This is a genomic window from Parabacteroides chongii, assembly GCF_029581355.1.
Taxonomy (GTDB): domain Bacteria; phylum Bacteroidota; class Bacteroidia; order Bacteroidales; family Tannerellaceae; genus Parabacteroides; species Parabacteroides chongii.
The window spans coordinates 1690047-1713569 of sequence record NZ_CP120849.1; the positions used below are offsets into that span (position 1 = coordinate 1690047).

Consider the following 23523-nt stretch of genomic DNA (forward strand, 5'->3'; position numbering starts at 1 on the left):
GTTATAAAGGAATGGATAACCGGACATGGCAACCGGAGACAGCTTCTTTTTCCTGCCTGTTTTCGATTGTAACACCGATTTCCGTATTGTACAAAGTCTTTAATATTTCGAACTCGTTGGTGACGGCACGGATACCGAAACCTCCGTTCTCTTCTGTTTTCAGTCCGGGACCATCGTCGGTGATGTCGATTATCAACAACTGGTTTTGCAAAGATAATCGAATTGTAATCTCTCCGGTACCACGCGGGGCGATTCCGTGTTTAACTGCATTTTCAACGAAAGGTTGTATCAGCATTCCTGGTATCTCGATCGTATCCGGCTGGATGTTTTCGTCTACTGTCAGGGAATAGGAGAAGGGGAAACGAAGTTGTTCGAGTTTCAAATATAACTGTAGCTGTTCGATCTCGTCGGAGAGGGGAACAAGCTTCTTTTCGGATGTGGCCAGTACCTTCCGCAGTAAGCGGGAGAAGTCGATCAGATATTTATTCGCCTCCTGATTGGCGGAGCGATTGATCAAATTCTGGATCGAGCTGAGTGCGTTAAAGATGAAATGCGGATTCATCTGGGAACGGATCGCACGGAGTTCGAGTTCACGGATACGACGGCGGTTAAGCTCCTGCTTTTGTTTGTTTTTGGTTCGGAAATAGTAAATAAGACCGATGATCGCAGCGAGTAAAAACGCACCTATAACACCTTCTTTGAATCCTTTTATGAAATCGTTAAAGGATTTGTCTTCTCTGCTCAGGTCTTTTTTTACTAAATCAATGATTGTGTCTATGTCAAAATCCCAGAGTCTCCGATAGAGAATAGTTCCGTCTTCGCACATCAGAATGGTGAGTGGGTAGATACCCTTAGACTTTAAATCTTGTGCTTGCTGGCTGGGTATAGCTTTGTATGGCTTTACCTTCTCCGCATTATGAGAGGAGAAATTTGAGTATAGTTCGAGTTGTATGGTGGAAGTTAGTCCTTCCGCTTCAATACGCTGTTTCAAGTCGAGTGCGTTTTGGAGAATATTGGCGGGAAGACCATCCCATGTCAATAGTTGTAACAGGATGTATTTCCGGTCGTTTCCTTTCGCCAGGTGCAGGCTGTCGGTTATAATTAGACCGGTTTCTTTAATATTCTTTCCGGCTTCAAAAGGTAACAGCTTGTTGTATGTCTTTTTTAGATCGTTTGTCAGGCTGGTATCCGGGCAGGAACTGATAAAATCGTTGTAATCCGCTTCTAATTCGGATAGCATTTTTTCACCCATTAAAGCCTTTAGATTAACTTTGTTTACTTGATATTTTGGATAACCGGAAAGGATTTGTTTAGTTAATAGATAGTCTTCCTGTGGAGTTAATTCTTTCTGCTTGTTCAGACGTAGATTATCCGACTTGAGTTCCTGTTTTTTATAGATAGTATACTCGTACAGGAAATAGTCATAATTTGCAGCATCCGGTTTTTTCAGGTTGTATGCATAATCGATAAGTGGATTGACCGATGCAAAGTGGGGGGCTTGCCAGCTGAGCAAACCGCTTTTATGCCAGTCTTCTTTGTCGGTGTAATACATATAGCGTTGTAGGATAACAGCTCCTTTGAGATACTGTTCCGAGCGTTCGAATACCTTTCGCCAATAGGGGTCCATCTTTCCAAAATCTTTCTCCAAGACCGTTTGAAAAAGAGCATTACGGGACTGGAAAGCTTTTTCCAGCTCGTCGGGTTGTCTGAGGTTGAAAGCAAATATGTCAGACTCATAGAGGTTGGCGAACCTTCGATAGCCGTATTGGAAGTTGTTTTGCTCGTTTCCTCGTCCTTCGTAACGGATGCGATGTGTATCTGTATATAGTTTTTTGTCCTGAACAATGGAATCTCCGGGAGTTAGTAATAGCGTTTTTTGTTCTCCGACTTTGTATTCTGTCGGGTAGGGGATAAATATTTTTTTATGAACGGTTGAATCTCCAGATGTGTCGAGATCTAAATTGCAGCAGGTAAATTCCGTATTTGGAGGAAGAGGGAAGGAGGCTTCGATAATTCGTGTATTCGGTGTCGGAAAGTTAGGTAGGCCCTCACTCCATCCGGTCAGAAGATCGTTGGCTGTCGAGGTGACAAGCTTGTCCAGATTTAAAGAATCCTGAACAGATACATCCGTATTGGCTGATAATCCCTCTTGTCTTACTCCGAAAGGAATATACGTTTTCGAATAGGAGTAGAGTGAGTTCGTTCTGTCGAAAGTGAGTGCTTTTCCACTCTTCCGATCGTATGTGACATGTAGAATCTGTTTGTCAGAGGTACTGTCTTTAAAACCGAAATCCTGCTGGTAACGATTGTCGAAATAATAAAATCCCTGTTTCTCTTTATCATTGTGACAATCATACAGGTTATCCAGCGTATAATCGATAGAAATAGACTTATCCGTTCTGTCTATCACCGTTGCCCGGATAATGACCCTCCGGATATTCTCTGCTCTCCAGGGAATCTCTTCCTGGATTCCCGGTGCTACATAAGGATAATAATGAACACACTCAAAAGTGAACCAATCCCCTTTTTTAAGAGAATCGCGACTGTAAGGAGTGAATGATTCCGCCCATCCGTTCCATGCCAGACATACGAATAAAAATAAGAGCCTTACTTTCATATCTGTAAATTTAAGATGAAAAATTAGATTACAGACCAAATGTAGAGAGAAAGACTCTTGCGTGGCCGGGAAATGAGTAAATGGTAGTTGCGAGTGAGTAATAATGTAACATTTGAACATAAATATAAATAATGAACTGAATAGGATGATAAAGAATAAAAAAATACTATGTTTGCATACATAATTATTAATAACAAATCCGAGACTATGAACAATTTAATTAAAGCGGACAATGAGTATCAGCAATGGTTGGCTAATCTCAAAAAACGTATCAAACAAAGTCAGATAAAGGCTGCTGTAAAGGTTAACACTGAATTATTAGAACTATATTGGAGTATAGGTTCTGATATTGTAAAGAAACAGACCGAATCTGATTGGGGAGATGGAATTATTGAACAACTAAGTCTTGATCTACGGCTGGCCTTCCCGGAAATCAAAGGTTTTTCTTCTCGTAATTTGTGGTATATGAAGAAGTGGTTTTTGTTTTACTCTGGTGAAAATATAAAACTGCACCAAGTTGGTGCAGAATCTTCATCAAAGATGCCACAGTTTGTAGCAGAAATTCCATGGAGACATCATACTGAAATAATAACTAAATGCAAATCTATCGAAGAAGCATTGTTTTATATAAAAAAGACCTTACAGGAGGGTTGGAGTCGTGCTATCTTAATCCATTATATAGGGGTTGATTTATATAGATCACAAGGGAAAACTATTTCAAACTTCTCCTCAACTTTACCTTCTTTACAAAGTGAACTTGCACAAGATATGTTGAAAGATCCTTACAATTTTGATTTTCTTACATTAACGGAAGGATATAAAGAAAAAGAATTGGAGAAGGCTTTAACAGACAATCTTACTCGATTTTTATTGGAGCTTGGAACCGGTTTTGCTTTTGTAGGACGTCAAGTTCCTATTCAGGTCGGTGAATCATCTTATTATATTGATATGTTATTTTATCATTTCAGGATGAAGTGCTTTGTTGTAGTCGAATTAAAAACAGTGAAGTTTGAACCTGAATTTGCAGGTAAATTAAATTTTTATGTAACAGCTATTGATAGGCAGATGCGGGATAAGGATGATAATCCGACTATTGGTTTATTGATATGTAAAGACAAAGAAGATGTAATTGCTGAATATACTTTGGCTGATATACAAAAACCTTTAGGTATATCTGCTTATGATCTGAATAATATTTTACCAGAGACATTTAGAAGCAGTCTTCCTACTATTGAGGAAATTGAAAAGAATATGAAGAACTTTTGATATAAATAGATAAATAATAATGCCGGGATCACCCCTCCCGGCATTCCTCCGGCAAGATAGCCAAAGCCTTATTTTCGTTTTCTTCCATGATCTCCCTCTCCCCCGGGCCTTTGTCGTTGATGCCGCATAGATGAAGAATTCCGTGGATGATCGTGCGGTGCAATTCTTCGTTATAAGGTGTTTCGAACTTTTCTGAATTTGTTTTCACTGTATCCAGGCTAATGAAAAGATCACCTGATATTTTGTTGCCGCTGGTGTAATCGAATGTGATGATATCGGTGTAATAATCGTGTTGCAGATACTGGCGGTTTACCTCCAGGATCTTTTCGTCGGAACAAAAGATATAGCTGATATCCCCTGTCTTTTTCCCGTATGTTTCTGTCACCGCTTTGATCCAGCTGCTGACAGCTCTCTTTTTGATAGCCGGAAGTTCGATGTCTTCCGCGTAAAATGATATTGCCATAATGCTATTATTTATCTTGTTTCTTTATCAGAATGATTTGTTAAAAAATATTACCCGGTATACTAATTCCAATTACCTGCACTAGTAATCCGATTTACCCGGTATAGTAGTGACATTTTGATACTATGGAAGTTTACTGTGCAAAGAATAAATAAGTGAGCGCTATTGCTGCAATAGCCCCCGCCAGGTCAGCCAGTAAAGAACACTGTACCGTGTACCGTGTGTTGCGGATTCCTACACTGCCATAATAAAGGGCCACCACATAAAAAGTAGTATCGGCAGAACCCTGTACGATCGACGAAAGGCGTCCGACAAACGAATCTGCTCCATATGTTCGCATTGCATCCAGCATCATGCCACGGGCACCGCTACCACTCAGCGGCTTCATCAGTATGGTTGGCAATCCACCGACAAAATCGGCATTCAGCCCTACCGCCTCTACTCCTGTCCGGATACCTCCTATCACAAAATCCATTGCACCCGATGCACGGAATACGCCGATGGCTACCAGTACCGCTATCAGGTATGGAATGATTGTTATGGCTGTCTTGAAGCCCTCTTTGGCCCCTTCGATAAAAGTGTCGTAGACATTGATCTTTTTGCGTACGCCGCTTACGATGAATCCGCAGATAATGGTAAACAATAACGTATTGGCGAAGACAGTCGAATAAAGCGATACCTGTTCCTGTTCCAGCGAGTTGAATAACCAAACGAGCCCTCCGATAAAGGCAGCCATCCCTCCGAAGAATAACAGCAGGTTTTTCTGAAGGATATTGATACGCTGTTTAATACAAACAGCCAGGATAGCTATCAGTGTAGAAGTAAATGTCGCCAGCATGATCGGCAGGAATACATCCGATGGATTGGCGGCTCCCAGCTGTGCCCTGTACATCATGATCGTGATAGGGATCAGTGTCAGTCCGGAAGCATTGATACATAAAAACATGATCATCGGGTTGCTGGCCGATTCCTTGTCCGTGTTGAATTCCTGTAATTGCTGCATCGCTTTTAATCCCATCGGAGTCGCTGCATTATCCAGTCCCAGCAGGTTGGCGGAGAAGTTCATAAAGATAGAACCTGTTGCCGGATGACCTTTGGGGATATCGGGAAAGAGTTTGCTGAACACCGGGGCAGCCAACCGGGCAAACGACTGAATCACCCCTCCCTTTTCACCTATCTTCATAATGCCTAGCCAAAGCGACAAGATACCTGTTAAGCCTAATGATATTTCAAATCCACTTTTGGCTGAATCGAATGTGGCATTAATGATATCGGTGAATACCACTGTATCGCCTGCAAAGATCAGTTTTCCCAGTGCGACAACGAATGCGATAAGAAAGAAAGCAATCCAAATGTAGTTTAGAACCATACTGTTTTAATATTATGCTCACAAAAATAGGAATTTATTAACGATAGATTTGTATTTTTGCCCGAATAATAATCGTAATGACTTATGACAAAGATATTAGTAACCTACGACATGTTCCGTGAAGGCTTCACGGAGCTGGAAAGCAAGTATGATGTGACTTTTCCCGACGGAAGAGATTTCACCTATGAGGAAGTGTTCGAAATGATTCCGGAGTATGATGTATTATGCTCCATGTTCGACTTTCCGGTGAACAAGGAATTGATAGACCATGCACCCAATCTGAAAATGGTGGCCAATTACGCAGTAGGTTACAATAATATCGATGTGGCTTACTGCCTGGAAAAAGGTATTACGGTAGCCAATACCCCTGACCCGGTGACCGCCCCTACCGCCAACCTAGCACTCGGTCTGATGATCGACACCGCCCGCCGCATTACCGAATGCGACCGTAAGTTGCGCACTTTAGGCAAGGAAATGAAAATAGGCGTACTCGAAAATCTGGGTGTGAATATTACCGGACAAACATTGGGTATCATAGGTATGGGACGTATTGGAAAGGCGCTTGCCAAACGTGCGAACGCCTGTGGCATGGAAGTGATTTACCATAACCGTCGCCAGTTATATGTGGATGAAGAAACGAAACTGAACGTGACTTACGCCTCTATGGAGGAACTCTTGGCACAATCCGATTTCGTTTCTTTGAATGCTCCTTATACCCCCGACACCTATCATATCATCGGTGAAGAAGAGTTGAAGCAGATGAAGCCGTCCGCTATCCTGATTAACACCGCCCGCGGCCCGTTGGTAGACGAACAGGCGCTGGTGAAGGCTTTGCAGGACGGAACGATTCATGGTGCCGGTCTGGATGTATTTGAATTTGGCGATTATCCGCTGCCGGAACTGCTGGAAATGGATAATGTCGTATTGACCCCGCATATAGGAACGCAGACCTTGGATGTACGTATCGTCATGGCCCGTACGGTTTGCAATAACGTTATCGGATTTTTGGAAGGCGACCGTCCCGTATCACGTGTCATGCGTCCATGACGGCGGAGTTTGTATTGAGCGAACTTCTCTCGATGGCGAATCCGGAGAAGGCTGTTTTCCTGCAACGTTTCTTTAAAACGGGGCCGGGACAGTATGCCGAAGGCGATGTATTCCTCGGACTGGTCGTTCCCCTCACCCGCAGCATCGCAAAGGCGAACAAGCAAACACCTTTGGCGGAATTGCAGAAACTGATGAATAGCGAATATCACGAAGCACGCCTTTGTGCCCTTTTGATCGCGGTCGAGCAATTCAAAAAGGCTTCGGAAGCCGACCGGAAGAAACTGTATGATTTCTATCTCGACAATGCCCGCCGGATCAATAACTGGGATCTGGTGGATGTAACTTGTCCGCATCTGGTGGGTCTTTATTTGCTGGATAAAGACCGTTCCCGGTTGTATGAACTGGCGGAAAGCGATTGCCTGTGGGAACAACGCATCGCGATGGTTTCGACGGTGACGTTTATCCGTAATCGTGAATATACCGATACGCTGGCATTGGCGGAAAAACTGATGTCGCATAAACATGACCTGATGCATAAGGCTGTGGGCTGGATGCTTCGTGAGGTTGGAAAGAAGGACCGGGAGACTTTAACCGCTTTCCTGGAAGAGTATGCCACCCGTCTCCCCCGCACAGCGCTCCGCTATGCCATCGAGCATTACCCGGAGGATCAGCGTCAGTATTTCCTGAAGAAGAAATAACAGATGGATGAACAGATAAAAGAAAAGCTCCGCCATTGGGCAAAAGAATATAACGTAGATACCTTTATCCCGGACGATCCGGTACAGTTTCCGCACCGGTACACCGAAAAGAAAGACATAGAAATATCCGCCTTTCTCACTTCCTGGATCTCTTACGGACGACGGGAACTGATCTTGCGGAAGGCAAACGAACTGCATGCGGTGATGGGTGTCAGTCCGTACTGCTGGATCATGGAGGAAGGTTATAAAGACTTGCCGGGAAATGCGGTGGAACCGGGCAAAAGGGATACTTTTTACCGTTTCTACACCTACTCCCATCTCCGGCAATTGTGCGAGCGGTTGAAATGTATCTATGAAAAACATGAATCGCTGGAAGACGCATTGGCTACCAGTCCATACCCCAATCCGATTACGAAGATACAGGATGTCTTTTCGGGTATCGAAGGTATTCCGGTATTGACCGGTACATCCGCCTGCAAACGTCTGGCGATGTTCCTTCGCTGGATGGTCCGGAAAGACGGTATTGTCGATTTCGGAATCTGGGGAACCTCGATACGCCCCCATGAACTGATCATTCCTTTAGATACACATGTCCATCAGATATCCTTGGAACTGGGATTGACCGCTCAAAAGAATGCCACCTTAAAAACAGCCATCGAGATAACCGAAGCCCTGAAAGAAGTCTTTCCCGATGATCCGTGTCTGGGGGATTTTGCGCTGTTTGGGTATGATATAAATAGGAAAACGTTGTAAGTCTTTTCTTTCATTATACATAAATAAATCTGTATATTTGGCGTAGCAAGCAGTAATATTCAATAATCATTGCAGGTATATGGAGGAGAATAAAAACAACGAGGTATTAATATATCAATCTCAGGACGGAACGATCAAGGTGGATGTTTTGTTTGAAGGAGAAACCGTGTGGTTGACAATAGACCAAATGAGTACGTTATTTGGGAAATCTCGTTCTACCATTAATGAGCATATTTTAAATATATATCAGGAAGGAGAACTATTAGAAGATAGTAGTATGAGAAAAATCGGAATTTCCGATTTTTCTACAAAGGGCTTTCCGAACGGGTCTTTTATCAGCAGATCAAAGATATTTATGCGACAAGTATCGATTATGACCCGTCCGCAGAGGTAACACTTGCCAATGATGGGCTTGACCAATACTTCTCAGCCTGATAAAGTGCATAAAGCGGATATTTCCATTAGTAAAAACTATCTGAGTGAAGACGAGATAAATATGCTGAAGCTGATTGTCGAACAGTTTCTGGCTTATGCCGAAGCACAGGCAATGGCTCACAAGCCGATGTATATGCGGGACTGGATAGAAAAACTGAAGCTCGTTTTGACTCTCAATGAAAAGAGCATTTTGGAGGATGCCGGTTGTATTTCTCATCAACTAGCCGTTCAAAAGGCAGGACAAGAATACGATAAGTATAAACAGATACAACGCTCATTGGAACGCTTAAACAGTATTAAAGAATTGGATGAAGATATAAAACGGTTGAAAGGCAAGAATACAGGAAAGCCCGGCACTAACTTCTAATTTGCCAATATGCCAAAAGAGATAGCAATTAGTTCAAAATTTATCAGATATGAGCTATCTTTCTTTACAAGGCAATGCCTTGTGCCGCAAGCTCTCTTTTGCCGTCGGTTTTAACCGACGGATATAAAGACAGGAGGCAAAGCCTTTTCCTCTGTGGGCTTAAGCCCCTTTAAAACAGGGACTACCATTATATGTCTAAAGGGGTTAAAACCCACAGAGGAATCCGGCAAAGCCGGGGTATTAATCTATCCGTCAGCTGAAGCAAACGGCAAAATAGAGCCTACGGCATGAGGCTTTGCCTCATAAAAAAGACTCAAATTTTTCTAGATGTGAACCTATTCAGATCGTATTAGGAGACGCAGTAGTACCAACCCCTGCACCTTTTAATCGTTAATAAAGGAGGAGCTACCTGTTAAGTCCTGACTCATTATTCCTACCCTGTACACCCTGGCCGATTACGCTGTACGCCCTGCGTGGCTACCCTCTACACCCTGGCTTGCTACCCTGTACAGGGTAGTTTTACTGAGTAACGACTTTTGTATTAGTTTCTCCCGACTTAACAGGTAGTAGCCTGACTATTAACAGATAAACTTTCCCCTGCAATACCGGTGACAGATGGCAGATGCAGTTGCAGATAAAAAGAAACGTCTGCCATATTTTACTACCTGTAAACCTGCTTGTTACATTGCGATGTGACAGATGACAGATACTTTTTAAAAACTTTGTGTATATTATGACAGATGACAAACGCCATTGCAAATAAAAAAAGTATTTGCCATGCCTTTATCCCTTGAGTAATTGTGTGTTACACCGGGATATTGCAAATGACAAATACTTTTCTGAAACTTTATGTAGAAAGCGTTTATTTTATGATGGCCAGGTTGACCTGTGGGGTACGGATACCCGGCTTTAATTCGCCGTTGACGATGATGAGGCTGTCGCCTTTGAGTATGGCTCCTGCTCCAGCACGGGCTAATGGTTCGTAGTCGCCCAGATCGGTCCATTCTTTAGTGAATGTGTTGTATTGCAACAAAGCTGTGTTGAATTTGTACCATTCCACCGGATGGTGCATATAAGCTTTGCCTTCCTCCTGTAACGTATTGACCAAAGTCGTGTCTCCTTTGGCTTCGGCTGCCTCGATCAGCTTCGGACGGTTGACGGCGGCAAGGAAACGGTCGTAGTTGACACCACCCATCAGCAGGATTGAACTGTCGCTATAAGAGACTGCACAACCTCCGGTGAAGGTGCGATGTTTTCCATCTTTGAATAAAGGCAGTTCTGCTTCCGTTCTCCACGTTTTTGTTGCCGGATGGTACGAGAGCATATCGTGAGGTACGATCGCTTCCGTATCGTTCTGAATGGGCTGGAAACCTCCGGCTAGGTAGATGCGTACACCGTCTGCTGACTTTTGGGCTGTTAAAACAGGCTGGACGCGGGCGGCTCCCGGGAAGTCAGGCAGGTTTACCCAATTACTTCCTGCTGTTAAGTCCATGGAGAGGAAACTATTGCATGGAAGCATATTTTCGTTTCCTCCGGCAACATACACCGTGTGGTCTGTATAGGTTGCAGAAAGATTGTCCATGGGTGCCGGAAGAGATCGCAGTATATTGATTTCCGCCTTTTCATCGGTCGTATTCCAGGATAGCAGGCGTACATCCGGGAAGAAGGTGTCGCTATTGTTTCCTCCGATGCAGATAATACCTTCGGGGGTAGTAACTGCTGCGCCGTAGGCTACCGGAAAAGGAAGATTACCCGCTTTTTTCCATCCGCCGGCCGGGTTGGAAAGGTCGAGGGCGAATATGTCGCTGTAGTATTTTTTTGCACCGCCTTCTGTGACAGGTTTGTCGGGGAAGTTGCAACCACCGGCTACCAGTAGCATTCCGTTACTTATGCCGGTAAACGGAGCCGATACTCCCAGTGATGCGGTATCTGCCATGCCCGGCAGGTCGGGTAATTTATTCCAGTTGATCATGATGTTTGTTGTTTTTTCAGATGTAGAATGGTTACATCCTGCCAATGAAAAAAGCAGGAGGATCAACCATCCGGTTATTATTGATTTGTCGTACATCTTGTTATTACTATAAAGTTACTCTTTGGATCTGAATGTGGAAGCCGGAAGTTCGTCCCCGTTCACCAGATTGGCACGGGTGAAAGGTTGCCATCCGTAGCGGACTAATTGGGGACGGGCGATCTTATCGTTCCGGACTTTGACCTTTCCATCGACAATTTCAGCCTCTGCCGGAACAAATAACCCGTCGTATTCAGCTATTTCAAAGGTCCGTATCGGCTGTCCGTCGGAAGTATGCAAGCCCTCTGCATAATCGAAGGTGATATAGGCGGCATCGTCCTTGAACTCAACCGAACGGAAGAGCGGGCCTGACGGAGTGAGCCGATGTCCGTAGGTTCGGTTTAATGCCCAACGGGCCAGGCGTTCCCCTATCTCACGTTTGTATCGTGGATGTACATTCAACGAGTCGCCCCGGTCGCTGCTTACCGCCATTCCGCAATTGGGAATTTCCTGCATCATCCGGCGCTGGCTGTCACGGAACCAGGTCCAGCTCGGACGGTCGATGCTCGACAGTTGAACATAGTAGAACGGTAGTTCCTCTTGCCAGTTCTCCCGCCAGCTATTCACCAATAATGGGAACAGGCGTTCGTGTGTCTCCATATTCTGTGCGTTCGATTCACCCTGATACCAGATGATTCCTCTGATCGGATATTGCTGTAATGGCTCGATGCCTGTTTCATACAGGTAACAGGGTTCGTACGGATGTCGTTGTTGTTTGTTGGTCGATTTCTTTATGTTGAGGGCGGCACGGCCGCGTACCCAATCCTGGATGAAATCGTTCTCTGTCCAGTTATACAGGATATCGGTGAAGTCGAACTCCAGTGTTTTTCGGTCTATCCAGGCTTCCGTACCCGAACCTCCGACGGCATTTAATATGAGTCCGACCGGAACTTGCAGACTATCCGAAAGCATCTGTCCGAAGGAGAAAGCTACGGCGGAGAACCTGTCGGCTGTCTGTTCGTTGCATACCGTCCATTGCGTGTCATGGTAATATTGCAGTCGGTTGAGCGAATCCATTACCGCTTCATCCCATTCCACCGCATTCGTGAACCAGCGTGGCTCCATATTGAACAGGCGTATTTGCGGTTGTTTACCGGCATATCCGGTCAATTCCTTACGCTGGCTGTCTACCAGTTCGTCTACCCGGAAAGCCATGTTCGACTGGCCGGAACAGAGCCATACTTCACCTACCAGTACATCCTTATAAGTCAGCTTTCGGGAGGTCTGGGTTTTCTTCTTGTTCTTTTTCTCTGTCGGTAAAGAAGCTTCGATGGTCAGTTCGTAAGGGCCTCCTGCCTGCATCGGGTCGAGTGTGACCGACCATTTGCCGTTGGAAGCAGTTACGGTTTCTTTCTTTTGCCCGGCAATCTGTACGGTTACTTTTTCGCCAGTGTTGGCTGTTCCGGAGACGGACAACGGCTTTTCCCGTTGCAGGACCATATTGTCTGAGTAAGTGACGGGCATTTGCAATCCTCCGTAATTACCGGTCAGTTCCCGGCAGATCATCTTTGCCAGGATACCTGCCCCTTCGGCTGTCGGGTGCAGGGCATCGGGCAAGAGATCCGGACGGTTATAAAGTCCTGCCTGGAGATCGATCAATCCGGTATTTCCCAGGTTGGCTATCTCTTCGATCGTCGCCTGTTCCTGCCAGTACCAGTCGCGTGTACCCGACTTGAAACGAGGATGGCGATGCGAGATCGGTGTCATCCGGCAAATCCATATTTTGCATGCCGGGTTTACTTTCCGGAACGATTCGATCAGAGAAAGATAATCCGCGACAAAGTTATCCCGATAATTCGGCCAGTTGCGCGGATCGGTGTCGTTGAGTCCGAGATGGATGACAACCAGGTCTCCGGCAAAGTCGAGAGCGGCTTTATATTCTTCTTGTTCGCAGTACGGACGATGGCCTTTGTTCAGTAAGGTGGCACCGCTTTTTCCAAAGTTCATTACTTCGTAATCCTCTCCCAGCATACGCTGTAATTGTGCCGGATACGAGTTTACTTCCCGGTTGTCTATGCCTGCACCGTAGGTTACACTGTTACCTACACAAGCCACCTTGATCTTTTTCTGAGCATAGGCGGTCGTGCAGAGTAACAAGCATAGTAATAAAAGAGTTTTTTTCATTGTATGATGATCTGTTTATCTTTTCCTATCCGGCGAGTAGATCAGTCCGTCCACTGCTTTTTCTCCGTCCGGCGTAACGAGTGCGAAGGTGAACATCCACTTGACGAGCCGTACTTCCGGCAGACGAAATTCCCCTACAGGCAGTTTCATAAACACTTTGTTCCATCCTTTTTGCAGATGGACTTTCGTCGGTTCACGGCCTACACAGTTCTCGTTCCCCAGCGGAACTTCATTCGATTTCTCCTTGTGGGTAGCTGTCCATACAGGAGGCAGTATCTCTTCGTCGTTCAGCCATATACGGCTTCCTTTATAGTCCCATTGTCCCTGTGGCGGGGCGAGGTCCATTTCCGAGCGTCCGTAGTTTTGGAACTCGATCCAGGCACCGGCTTCCTGGTCTTTGGGAGAGTAAACCCAGGTCCAGGCATAAGCGGTATGGTTTTCCTGCGGATCTTTATAGAAGCAGGGAATTGTGTTGCCCCATACATGGCGCAGATAGATTCCGGCTCCTTCGGTGTCGTTGGTGCCGTATGTCTTTCCTTCGTATGTATAACTGTCTTTCAATTCGGTTTCCGGAGGGAATATGCTGTCCTTGTTTCCGTTATTCGGGAAAGCATCGGTGATGCGCCAGCGGATACCTGTCTGTTTAACGTACGGGAACGGATAACCTTTGAAATGATGTTCTTTATGCCAGAGCAGACGCTGCTCGAATTCTGCAAATGCTTTGTATTCCTCGCTACTTTCCGGAGGCATATTCGTGCCGTATTTATCGAAGTATTCATAGCCGCCCCCTCTCCAGGAACGTTCGGCAATGGTCAGCATGTTCGGATACAGATAGTTCTCGTTGATGATTTTCTCTTCCGGTTGTACCAGGCGGTCGTTCCAGACAGCCAGGATCACACCTGCCATATCATCGCTGCCTTCGGTATGACGGTAGATATTGCTCATGAACAATCCGCGCAGATCGGCAAAAGTATCGAAATGGTTCAGATAATGGAAACGTGAGTCTATGGCGGGGATTCCTTCCTGTAGCTTACCCCGATAACTCCACATATGGATCATGTCGATCTCTCCCGGCTGATAGTGCCATCCCGGATTCCAGGAGATTACTTTTTTGCCTTTTGACCGTACGAAAGCAACCATTTCGGGAACGAATTGCGGGTTGGTGAATTTCACTTCGTCGGTTCCGATATGCAGGTACGGCACATCGAATGTCTCGCACACTTCTTCAATCAGCAGTTTCAGTATTTTCATGCCTTCCGGACTTTGCATGTCGTGGCGGAAGGTGCTGATGAAAGCGGCACTGTGTCCCGGCATATCAAATTCGGGAATGAGTAATACCTGATGTTGCTTACAGAACTCGACCAGTTCTTTGGCTTCTTCCAATGTGTAGTATTTACCCGGCATACGAGTCGTATGGATACTGTCGTTGAGCATCGGGAAGATTTTACTTTCCAGGCGCCAGGACTGATTCTCCGTGAGGTGCCAGTGGAATACGTTGATCTTATATTGTGCCAGTTTGGCTATCTCGCGTTTCAGTTCTTCCATCGAGATATACGAACGGCCTACGTCCTGCATAAATCCGCGGATACGGAAAGCGGGCCAGTCTGTAATGGTGCATCCTGTGATATAGGATTTGTCACCCTTTTTCTCCGTCAGCTGGCGGAGCGTCTGGATAGCCCAATACACTCCCTGTTCGGTGGTTGCTTCGATGGAGATTCCCTGCGATGAAACCTGTAGTTTGTAGGCTTCCTCCGGATTTATTTTCGCTTCCGGAAAGTTGTCGGTAAGAGTTACCCGGAACACTTTCCTGCTGGCAGGATTTATGCCGATATTGCTTTCCTGCAGCCAGTCGGTAACCATTTGTTCGGTGTTGCCGTCCAGCGAGAGGGAAATCTCCTTGCCGGAGAAGGTCTGCTTCGTCCAATCCACCTGCTGCGGCCAGGGAAGTAAGTTCAGGCTACCGTCAGCATAGACCGCCGGTAGCCATAAACATAGTATAAATGTTATGAGCAGTTTTTGCTTCATCCTTCTTTATTTAATCAGGTCAGCTATCTTGATGGCCTGGAAGGTCATGTGCGCAACACTTGACTCGTAGAAGATTCCCACCGTTTCCTTGTCGATCATAGACAAGCAACTGTAGCCCCAGCCCTCTGCTTCATCCAGCAATACCTGATGTTCGGCAGGCCATGTCAGACCGCCGTCCAGGCTGGCTTTGATCGTAATATGATTACGTCCCTTAGTTGTGTTCGGGTTGGAGAACAACAGCAGTTTCTTTCCGGTGATATTGTCTTTGGCATCCACTTTGATAAGACTGGCCATACATACCGGCTCCTGAAGTGCACTGCGGCTGGAAGGATGTTCTGTCCATGTTTTTCCGAGATCTTTGGTGGTTGCCACGGCACGGCTGCCTCCCCGGTTGTCGCGCATATTCAGCATGAGTACACCCGGTTCGACTTCCGCCACCTGTGCTTCAGTCGTATTGGTACGTGCCAGGTTATGCAGATGCCAGGTTGCTCCGCGGTCTTTACTGTACATGATTCCGGCGTTCGGGACACGGGTAGCGTCGATGAACTGGATCGGGAACACCAATGTGCCGTCCTGCATGGTGATACCTCGACCGGGACCCTGCAACAGGAAGTACCAGGAAGGATCTTTTACTTGTGAAGTGATATTGATCGGTTCGCTCCAGGTCTTGCCGTCGTCTTCACTCTTTACCAGCATTAATTGGGCGGTTTCATCGGGAGTCATGCCCGGCATCGAGTTCCACCAGGCACGTCCGTTACCCATGCCATGCGTCCAGGCGGCAACGATCCAGATCGTGTTTGTCTTTTCATCTACCAGGATGGAAGGATCGCCTACGCCGTTCTGTGCATGAGGCAAACCGCCGGTTTCACCGAAGGTCATGGCAACACGCATCGGTTCCCAGGTCTGTCCTTTGTCGGTACTACGGCTTACACCTATGTCGACCATCTCCTGCAAGTCTACGCTGCTGTTGTAGCGGATATCATAAACACCCAGAAGAGTGCCGTTATTTGTTGTCACCAGTCCTGGGATACGGAATGCTGCGGAACCGTCATCACCTCCCTGACGTACGCCTACACCTACACGACGGGGAGATTCTGCTTTGCCGCTCCAGGTGATTTCCATCGGTTTATTGTTGATGACTGCTTCCGGAAGTGTGAAAGACACTTTTGACAGCAGAGAGGTTTCCGGCTTCATCTCGATACTCACCCAGTAATAGTTTGTACCTTTTACCATCGGCTGTTTGGATGTCAGTGTAATGGTATTGCCCGGAGCGGTTACTTCATCCTGTTTAACGGAATAGGACGGATTGGCTGCCTGGCTATTTCTTCGGGTAAATCCGGTTATGTAAGTGATTGGACTGAAATGAGTCCCTTCCCTTGAAGGTGCTTCGACTCCGCTATAGAACAACCGGACTGCTTTTATGTCGGATGTATTTGTTTCATTACCGAATTGAAGAGTCAGTTTATTTAAGATATCCCCTTTTTGTGCAGGAATACGCATTTCCAACAGCACATTGTCTGTACGATCGATCAGAATCGGGATTTGCTGCTCCCTGACATACAGGCTGTCTGCAGCAATGGCGGTTTGCACGATGAATAGAAGACAGAGATAAAAGATGCTTTTTTTCATGATATTTGTTCTGTGAATTAGTTAATGCTGATTCCAAAGGTAATAAATTCAGGACATGAATACGATTACCTTTGGAGCTTTTTATTGATATTCTTATTGTTAATCCGTCATATTTGCCACTTTCGGACGAAGGAAACATATCTGGATCAGCAAAGCAATGGCTACAAGACCTGCCAGCATGGCAAAATCATGTCCCAGATTTCCGGCATCCGTCGACCTGCCCAGTAGATCCGTGATGGCAGCTCCGGCAAATACTCCTGTCATGTTCATGATACCGTAAGCTGTGGCACGATAGCGGGGAGAAATGAACTGGCAGAGGATCGGCATGTTGTTTGCATCGAAGATACCGAAACCGACGCCGAAGCAAAGTCCGCCTCCTACAATCATCAGGAAGTTATGACCGAAACCGAGCAATAATAGCGATGGAATGGTCAAAGCCAGTCCGATTGCTCCGGTATAGACACGACCGCGTACATTCGTCTGTATCCATTTGTCTGACAGGATGCCACCGACGATAACACCGATAAACGATGACAAAGCGATCGTGATGGTCGACAGTGGTCCGGCTTCCGACATATCTATGGATAAGTTTTCCGAGAACAGGGTCGGCAGCCAGTTTTTCGTTGCCCAACCCGGCAAGCTGGGAGTTGCAAAATAAAGCAGGATGATCCAGAATGATATATTGGTAAACAGCATCCCCATCCCTTTGAGGGCTCCTTTGACCGGATTCTCGACGGCTGCACCGACTTCTTTGATCTTATGAACGATATGGTCTTTCTTGTCTTTCAGAAACAGGATCAGGATGACACTGTAGGCGATTCCGACAATACCGAACCAGTGGAAAGTCGTTTCCCAGGTGAAAGCGCTTGCTACCGTGGCTCCGAAGCCTCCGAGAGCCTGGCCGGTGTAAAGACCGGTCATGTGGATACCCACTGCCAATGAACGGGTTTTTCCCTGGTGATAGTCGGTAATCAAAGATAATCCGGCAGGGATATACAAAGCTTCACTTACCCCCATCAAGGCGCGCAGGAAATAAATTTGGTTGAATGTGGTACAGTAGCCCATCATCAAAGTTACAAACGACCAGACGAATAAACTACCAACGATCAGCCATTTGCGGTTTACCCTGTCGGCAATCATACCTGCTACAGGGCTCATGAATCCGTAAATCCAAAGGAATACGGCCATCAGGCGACCGAAGTTGGCTGCCGATTCCAGTTCGGTGATGTCGATCATCATTGCATCTTTCATGGTGGAGAGCATCTGCCGGTCCATATAGTTCAGTAGGGCTACTCCCCATAACAGACCGACAACGACCCAGGGATATATCTTTTTATTATTCATTTCGTTCTATTTTATAAGGTGAAAACAAAGTTTGGTTAGGCTGTTCATATTATTTTGAAAGAATTTCTTGGCAAAGCAAGTTACATTTCAGAAGCATCCGGGGGATGTGGAACGGGCCTTTGTACATATTGCCTTTGGCTGGCTGGGAGAGAGTTCCGTCGTAGTGGAAATAACCGTACCATTCACCATACTCCCTGTCCGGGAAGCGGGCATAGGTATATTCGTTGATCATCCGGTGCATTTCCAGATATTTACTGTCGCCGGTGGCTTCATAGGCATACAATGTGGCGATAATGGCTTCGCATTGAGGCCACCAGAATTTCATATCGTGCCAGTATTCCTGCTGAGGCAGGTTCTTGCAGTCTCTGAAATAGGTAATGCCGCCGTATGTTTTATCCCAGCCCCATTCCCAGGCCCAGTCGAGGATAGTCAGCCCCATCTCTTTCAGTTCGGGGTCCCAGTTCCGGTATTTGGCTTCTTCCAGAATGAACCAGGCAGTTTCGATGGAATGGCCCGGATTAATTGTACGGCCGGGTATCGAATCGATGAATTCACCATTAGGTCCTACTGTTTCGAGGATGGTCTTGAACTCCGGTTTCATGAAATCCCGGCGTAGCTCGTCGATGGATTCGTCTATTTGTTTGGTGAGGATCTCGTCATCGATCGCCTCGCGGATACGGGCAGCCGTATCGATCAGGATCATGCATAAAGAGTGCCCTTTGGCAACGAATCCTTCACGGAATTTCGGTTCCAGCAATCCCGGTGTATTTTTATAATAAAGAATCTGTTTGAATAACCGGACGGCTTTCTCCGCATAGCTTTTGTCTCCCGATGCAATGGAATACTGAGCCATGGCAATGGCAGCAAAAGTTTCAGAAAACACATATCTTCTTTTGCGTACCGGAATGCCGGTTGCCGTCACTTCATAAAACATACGTCCGTCTTCATCAAAACAGTGTTTTTCGATGAAGTCAATGCCGTTTTTACATGTCTCCAGCCATTCGGGATTTTTTTCGATATGATTATAGGCGTAAGCCAGGATGAAAGCGAAACGCCCCTGGAACCATACGGATTTGTTGGAATCCATTAATGAACCATCCCTGTTCAGGCAGGTAAAATAACCGCCGTTTTCCTTGTCGATGCCATATTTCAACCAAAATGGCATGACATCGTTCAGGAAATCATTTTTGTAAACGTCGCCCCAATAGCTTAGATATTCGGTAGGCTGGGCTATATTTGCTTTTGTATCCATAATGATTAGAATTTGTTACATCTTTCAAAGAAGTTGATGGCTTCCAGCTCTGCTTTCATGGCAGCTTCTTCGGCATCGGTCATGTTCTGGAACGGCGTACGGTTCTTGCCGAGGTCCAGACCGATCAGTTTCATGATGCGCTTGCCTCCTACGATATTTCCGCGATAATGGCAGATCACGTTGATCACTTCCTGTGAGAAGTTTTGTTTTTCGCGGGCTGTTTCCAGGTCACCTGCTTTCCAGGCTTCGATGATACCGACCAATTCCTTGCCGTTGTAGTTGGTTGTTCCGCCGATACCACCTTGTGCACCGCCCATGGCCAGGCAAGGCAGAATCGTTTCGTCTTGTCCGTGCAGCATGTCGAACTTGCCGTTTTTGTACAATCGGCATTGATTATATTCATACAGGCTCTCGTACGTATATTTGATACCGGTAAAATTAGGAATACGCCCGTCTACTGCTTTCAGGAAATCTACCATAGAAAGGAAAGCGCCGTTGAAGGCCGGAATGTGATAGTAATAGAAAGGCAGTTCCGGTGCTCCGCAAGCAATCTCTTCGCAATATTTCACCAATTCTTCCACGCGATTTACTTTTGGGAAAGGAGAAGCCATGGCACCGATTCCCCATGCGCCGATCTTTTGAGCATGAGCAGCCAGGTTCCGGCTTGTTTTTACACAGGTGCTTCCGACATGTACGATCACTTTGAATCCTTCCGGGGCAACTTCCACCCATCTTTCGGCCAGTTTCATGCGCTCTTCTTCGTTCAGCATGTATCCTTCGCCGGATGATCCGTTGATGAATACGCCTTTTAATCCGTTGTTGACTAGGAGTTTAGCATAAGCTTCAATGGGTTCGTAATTCACTTCTCCATTTTCATAAAACGGAGTAAAAGGGGCATCGATCAGACCTTTAATTCTTTCCATGGTACTTCGTATTTAATAGTTATTGTTGCTGTTGTTTTAAATATGCGGCAAATATAAATAAAATATTTTAATAATATGGCTTTTGTTTAAGGATATTATTTATTAATAAGCGCATAACAAACCAAATACCAAAGACCTGCCAGTTTGGTAAAAACATAAACAACAGGAAATGTAAAGTTGTGAATTGTAAGGTTTTGGCAATGCACTTCAGGATGATCAATAGCGAATCATACCGAGTATCTTACTTCGGGACAATAAACATGCTCCCAGCACTCCGGCACGTTCACCTAATTTAGATACTTTAATCTCTGTATCCTGACTGACCAGATTCAGTGAATATTTACGGATGGCACTCTTGACCGGCAGACTGAGGTATTCACCTGTCAGGGATAATGTACCGCCTAATACAACCAGTTCCGGATTAAAGATATTCATTAGTCCGGCAATACTTCTTCCCAGGTTGACGCCCATTTCTTCCAGTATTTCGATACATAGTACATCCTCTTTTTGTATGGCTTCTATCATATCCTCCATGGTGATCTCCTCGTTTTGGTCTATTTTTTTGGCCAGGATGGTGCTGCTTCCTTCTTTGTATTTTTCGAGCAGTTTGCGATGAAGTGCAGAACCGGAAGCTTCGGTTTCAATGCAACCTTTTTTGCCGCAATGGCATAATATTTCATTATCAAAGAAACAGAAGTGTCCGAATTCACCGGAAAAACCGGATTTACCATAATAAAGTTCCCCGTTTATAAGGATGGCAAGTCCCAGTCCCCAGCTCATATTTATATATAGTATGTTTTTTTCTCCTTTGACGATTCCCTGCATATATTCGCCGTACAGCATGGCTCGACTATCATTCTCAATATATATTTTTATCTTGATACGTTCTTCCAGTATTTGTGAAAGAGGTTTTTCGTCGAAATAGAATCTACTGTAACTGTATCCCGATACTGGTTTGACACGCCCTGAGATGTTTACTCCGACAGCCAATATCTTTTCTCTTTCTATCGGGAGCGAATCGATGAATGTATTGATTAACCGGCATAGAGATTCAAGTGCGGCCGGTGTATTTTCCATTAAATAAGGGATGTTTTCTTCTATTCTAACTTTTTCCCCTTTAAAATCAACGGCTGCCAAATTTATTTTATTCTTGTATATGTCTACACCCACAAAGTAGCCGGATGTCGGATTCAGTCCGTAGATATTCGGTTTTCGTCCTCCGCTGGTATCTTGTTTCCCGAAGTCCAGTATATAACCATCTTCTTGTAGTTCACCGATCAGTTTGGTGACGGTCGGGATACTTAAATCCATTTCTTTACATAGCTCAGCAATTGTAGCATCACCATTGGCAATGTAGAAATGTATGATTTTCTTTTTAAGAAGCTCACTACGTGTGCAGTCATTTGTAATGAGGAATTTTGTATTCATGGCTATATTATTTACAGTTATATGATTATATGGCAAAAATAGATAAATAAATTTCAAATCTCTCTCTTCTTCTTAAATAAGTTTTCTTATCTGATCGGAAGCCCGGTTTTCTATAGTAGAATAGAGTAACTCCTGTAGCATTCCGAATTGCTCTTTGGAATAGCTATGGTCGATTGTGCCGTGATCGATATGGTGGATCTGGTCGCAGCTGGAAGTCAATGTTTCGAAAACATGTGATGTAACCAACACCGTTTTGCCTCCTTCCCGGAGTTGTTGCAGGATAAGAGTGAGGATGTGTGCGCTTTCCAGGTCCAAACCGTTGAATGGCTCGTCCAGGATCAGAATCGGCTTATCCGGTTTGAGGACGGCCAGCAAGGCGAGTTTCTTTCTCATCCCTGTGGAATAGTTCTCTGTGATATCATCCAGTGGAATATGGAAAAGCTGTTGCCAGCTCTCTGTGTCAAATCCGTTTTTGCCTGCCGGAAAAAGATTCAGGTATTCCCGTCCTGTCATATAAGGGTAAAAATAGTTTTCGGCTTCCAGATACGCTATATCTTTTCTTTTCAGAGCTGTGTCATTGTAAAGGACCGAGCCTTCGGACGGGCGGATGAAAGCATAAAGCGTATTCAGCAAGGTGGTCTTTCCTGCACCGTTCAAGCCGACCAAACCATGTATTTTACCCGGTTCCATCGAGAGGTTGATCCCTTTCAGGACAGGAGATTCTTTTTTATATTCTACTTGTAGATTCCGGATTGTAAGCATATAAATAGGTTGTTAGAGTCCGGCGTGCCGCCAGATAGTTTTTGATCAGGAAAAACAGGATAACCGGTAAAAGAACCGGAAGGAAAATGCTTATTACAGCAATAGTAAGGGGCACTTGTCCTCCTGTTATCTTAGTGCCAGGCAGATAATGGGCATATTTGTTTACAATGAATAACGATATATTAAGGGATATTGCGGCTAGAAAGGTGAGGATAAGCCACCAGTGTTCCGGATATAAAAACGTATATATCGCGCAAACGGGAATTATCGCGCAGAAGAATAATTTAAGATACAGGAACAGTTTCCTGTGCAGAAACCTATTGGCTGGGAGTTCCTGTGCACAGAGTATCTGTACCGGCTCTGAAAATCGGAATAGATCGGATAATATAACTGTCAAAAACCAAAATGAAGCCAAAGAGGCGAAAGGCAGCAACAGACCTATCCATGCACTGATATAAAGAACCAATAGCAAGCCACCGTATTTTCGTATTCCTGACCGTAGTTCAAAGGCTTCTGCCGGTATCCATTCAGGAGAATCTATCCCTTTCTTTGTCCGGTGAAAAGGCTGTTTTATGAAACTGACTCCCAGGCATCCTATTATAATTGCCAGCGATATATACCAGAATGAATTTATCAGTATAATAATAAAGAACGGTAAGGATAATAAGATGTAATCCATGCAAAATACTTTCCAGGCATTCCTTTCAGCAAGAAAGATGAAATGGTAGTCTTTTCTCCCTAACTGAAACAAAGCCAGAAGTGTCAGCAAGAGGGCTGCTATGATCAGGCTTCCTGTTAATTCCTTTGTAAATTGGTACAGTGCAATTCCGGGGATAAGCAAAATGCCTGTTATCGCAATCAGATAGATCACAGGAATTTCACGGATAAACTTTCCCGACTGCCGGAGCCTGAAACGAAGGAATGCACTGTTCATGGGTGTTCAATTAACGTTC

19 protein-coding genes are annotated in these 23523 nt (G+C 45.3%); 6 read left to right on the forward strand and 13 right to left on the reverse strand.

Features of this window, described 5'->3' with window-relative positions; translation table 11 throughout:
* Window position 1: 1 nt before the first annotated feature.
* Window positions 2-2617, reverse strand: coding sequence for a sensor histidine kinase (locus tag P3L47_RS06450; RefSeq protein WP_277783060.1), 2616 nt, complete (start codon window positions 2615-2617; stop codon window positions 2-4).
* A 207-nt stretch (window positions 2618-2824) separates the two neighbouring features.
* On the opposite strand from P3L47_RS06450, the gene P3L47_RS06455 reads away from it, so the two are divergent.
* Window positions 2825-3883 carry a PDDEXK nuclease domain-containing protein gene (locus tag P3L47_RS06455; RefSeq protein ID WP_277783061.1) on the forward strand — a complete coding sequence of 353 codons (1059 nt, stop codon included), beginning with the start codon at window positions 2825-2827 and terminating at the stop codon, window positions 3881-3883.
* Between the two features lie 28 nt (window positions 3884-3911).
* Here the strand turns inward: P3L47_RS06455 and ybeY are convergent, their stop codons facing one another.
* Together ybeY and P3L47_RS06465 are read right to left on the reverse strand one after the other, a co-directional pair.
* Window positions 3912-4346 carry an rRNA maturation RNase YbeY gene (gene ybeY / locus P3L47_RS06460; protein ID WP_122361988.1) on the reverse strand — a complete coding sequence of 145 codons (435 nt, stop codon included), beginning with the start codon at window positions 4344-4346 and terminating at the stop codon, window positions 3912-3914.
* 133 nt (window positions 4347-4479) lie between these two features.
* Complete coding sequence (locus tag P3L47_RS06465; protein WP_249389736.1) at window positions 4480-5715, reverse strand: nucleoside recognition domain-containing protein; 1236 nt, start codon at window positions 5713-5715, stop codon at window positions 4480-4482.
* A gap of 84 nt (window positions 5716-5799) precedes the next feature.
* On the opposite strand from P3L47_RS06465, the gene P3L47_RS06470 reads away from it, so the two are divergent.
* The 5 genes from P3L47_RS06470 (at window position 5800) to rhuM (ending at window position 9015) form a co-directional block, all read left to right on the forward strand.
* Window positions 5800-6762, forward strand: coding sequence for a 2-hydroxyacid dehydrogenase family protein (locus P3L47_RS06470; RefSeq protein ID WP_122361987.1), 963 nt, complete (start codon window positions 5800-5802; stop codon window positions 6760-6762).
* A complete protein-coding gene (locus P3L47_RS06475; RefSeq protein WP_277783062.1) occupies window positions 6759-7460 on the forward strand; it encodes a DNA alkylation repair protein in 702 nt (233 codons plus the stop codon). Before P3L47_RS06470 ends, P3L47_RS06475 begins: the two co-directional genes overlap by 4 nt.
* A gap of 3 nt (window positions 7461-7463) precedes the next feature.
* Entirely contained in the window at window positions 7464-8213 is a 750-nt protein-coding gene (locus P3L47_RS06480) for a TIGR02757 family protein (protein ID WP_277783063.1), read from the forward strand.
* Between the two features lie 79 nt (window positions 8214-8292).
* The gene (locus tag P3L47_RS23890; RefSeq protein ID WP_486651779.1) at window positions 8293-8607 is read left to right on the forward strand and encodes a virulence RhuM family protein; all 315 of its coding nucleotides are present in this window, start codon (window positions 8293-8295) and stop codon (window positions 8605-8607) included.
* A 12-nt stretch (window positions 8608-8619) separates the two neighbouring features.
* Complete coding sequence (gene rhuM, locus P3L47_RS06490; RefSeq protein ID WP_277783064.1) at window positions 8620-9015, forward strand: RhuM family protein; 396 nt, start codon at window positions 8620-8622, stop codon at window positions 9013-9015.
* Window positions 9016-9877: 862 nt separating this feature from the next.
* Here the strand turns inward: rhuM and P3L47_RS06495 are convergent.
* The 10 genes from P3L47_RS06495 to P3L47_RS06540 all read right to left on the reverse strand — a co-directional run bounded on the left by P3L47_RS06495 (window position 9878) and on the right by P3L47_RS06540 (window position 23504).
* A complete protein-coding gene (locus P3L47_RS06495; RefSeq protein WP_277783065.1) occupies window positions 9878-11083 on the reverse strand; it encodes a cyclically-permuted mutarotase family protein in 1206 nt (401 codons plus the stop codon).
* 18 nt (window positions 11084-11101) lie between these two features.
* On the reverse strand, window positions 11102-13207 hold the full coding sequence (locus P3L47_RS06500) for a GDSL-type esterase/lipase family protein (protein WP_277783066.1): 2106 nt from the start codon (window positions 13205-13207) through the stop codon (window positions 11102-11104).
* A gap of 15 nt (window positions 13208-13222) precedes the next feature.
* On the reverse strand, window positions 13223-15232 hold the full coding sequence (locus P3L47_RS06505) for a family 20 glycosylhydrolase (RefSeq protein ID WP_277783067.1): 2010 nt from the start codon (window positions 15230-15232) through the stop codon (window positions 13223-13225).
* Window positions 15233-15238: 6 nt separating this feature from the next.
* On the reverse strand, window positions 15239-16861 hold the full coding sequence (locus P3L47_RS06510) for a sialidase family protein (protein ID WP_277783068.1): 1623 nt from the start codon (window positions 16859-16861) through the stop codon (window positions 15239-15241).
* Window positions 16862-16960: 99 nt separating this feature from the next.
* Complete coding sequence (locus P3L47_RS06515; RefSeq protein ID WP_122361980.1) at window positions 16961-18205, reverse strand: MFS transporter; 1245 nt, start codon at window positions 18203-18205, stop codon at window positions 16961-16963.
* Window positions 18206-18254: 49 nt separating this feature from the next.
* Entirely contained in the window at window positions 18255-19457 is a 1203-nt protein-coding gene (locus P3L47_RS06520) for an AGE family epimerase/isomerase (protein ID WP_277783069.1), read from the reverse strand.
* A gap of 5 nt (window positions 19458-19462) precedes the next feature.
* On the reverse strand, window positions 19463-20380 hold the full coding sequence (locus P3L47_RS06525) for a dihydrodipicolinate synthase family protein (RefSeq protein WP_277783070.1): 918 nt from the start codon (window positions 20378-20380) through the stop codon (window positions 19463-19465).
* A gap of 216 nt (window positions 20381-20596) precedes the next feature.
* Entirely contained in the window at window positions 20597-21808 is a 1212-nt protein-coding gene (locus P3L47_RS06530; RefSeq protein ID WP_122361977.1) for an ROK family transcriptional regulator, read from the reverse strand.
* A gap of 72 nt (window positions 21809-21880) precedes the next feature.
* Complete coding sequence (locus tag P3L47_RS06535; RefSeq protein ID WP_277783071.1) at window positions 21881-22570, reverse strand: ABC transporter ATP-binding protein; 690 nt, start codon at window positions 22568-22570, stop codon at window positions 21881-21883.
* Window positions 22536-23504, reverse strand: coding sequence for a hypothetical protein (locus P3L47_RS06540; protein ID WP_277783072.1), 969 nt, complete (start codon window positions 23502-23504; stop codon window positions 22536-22538). Before P3L47_RS06540 ends, P3L47_RS06535 begins: the two co-directional genes overlap by 35 nt.
* Window positions 23505-23523: the final 19 nt, after the last annotated feature.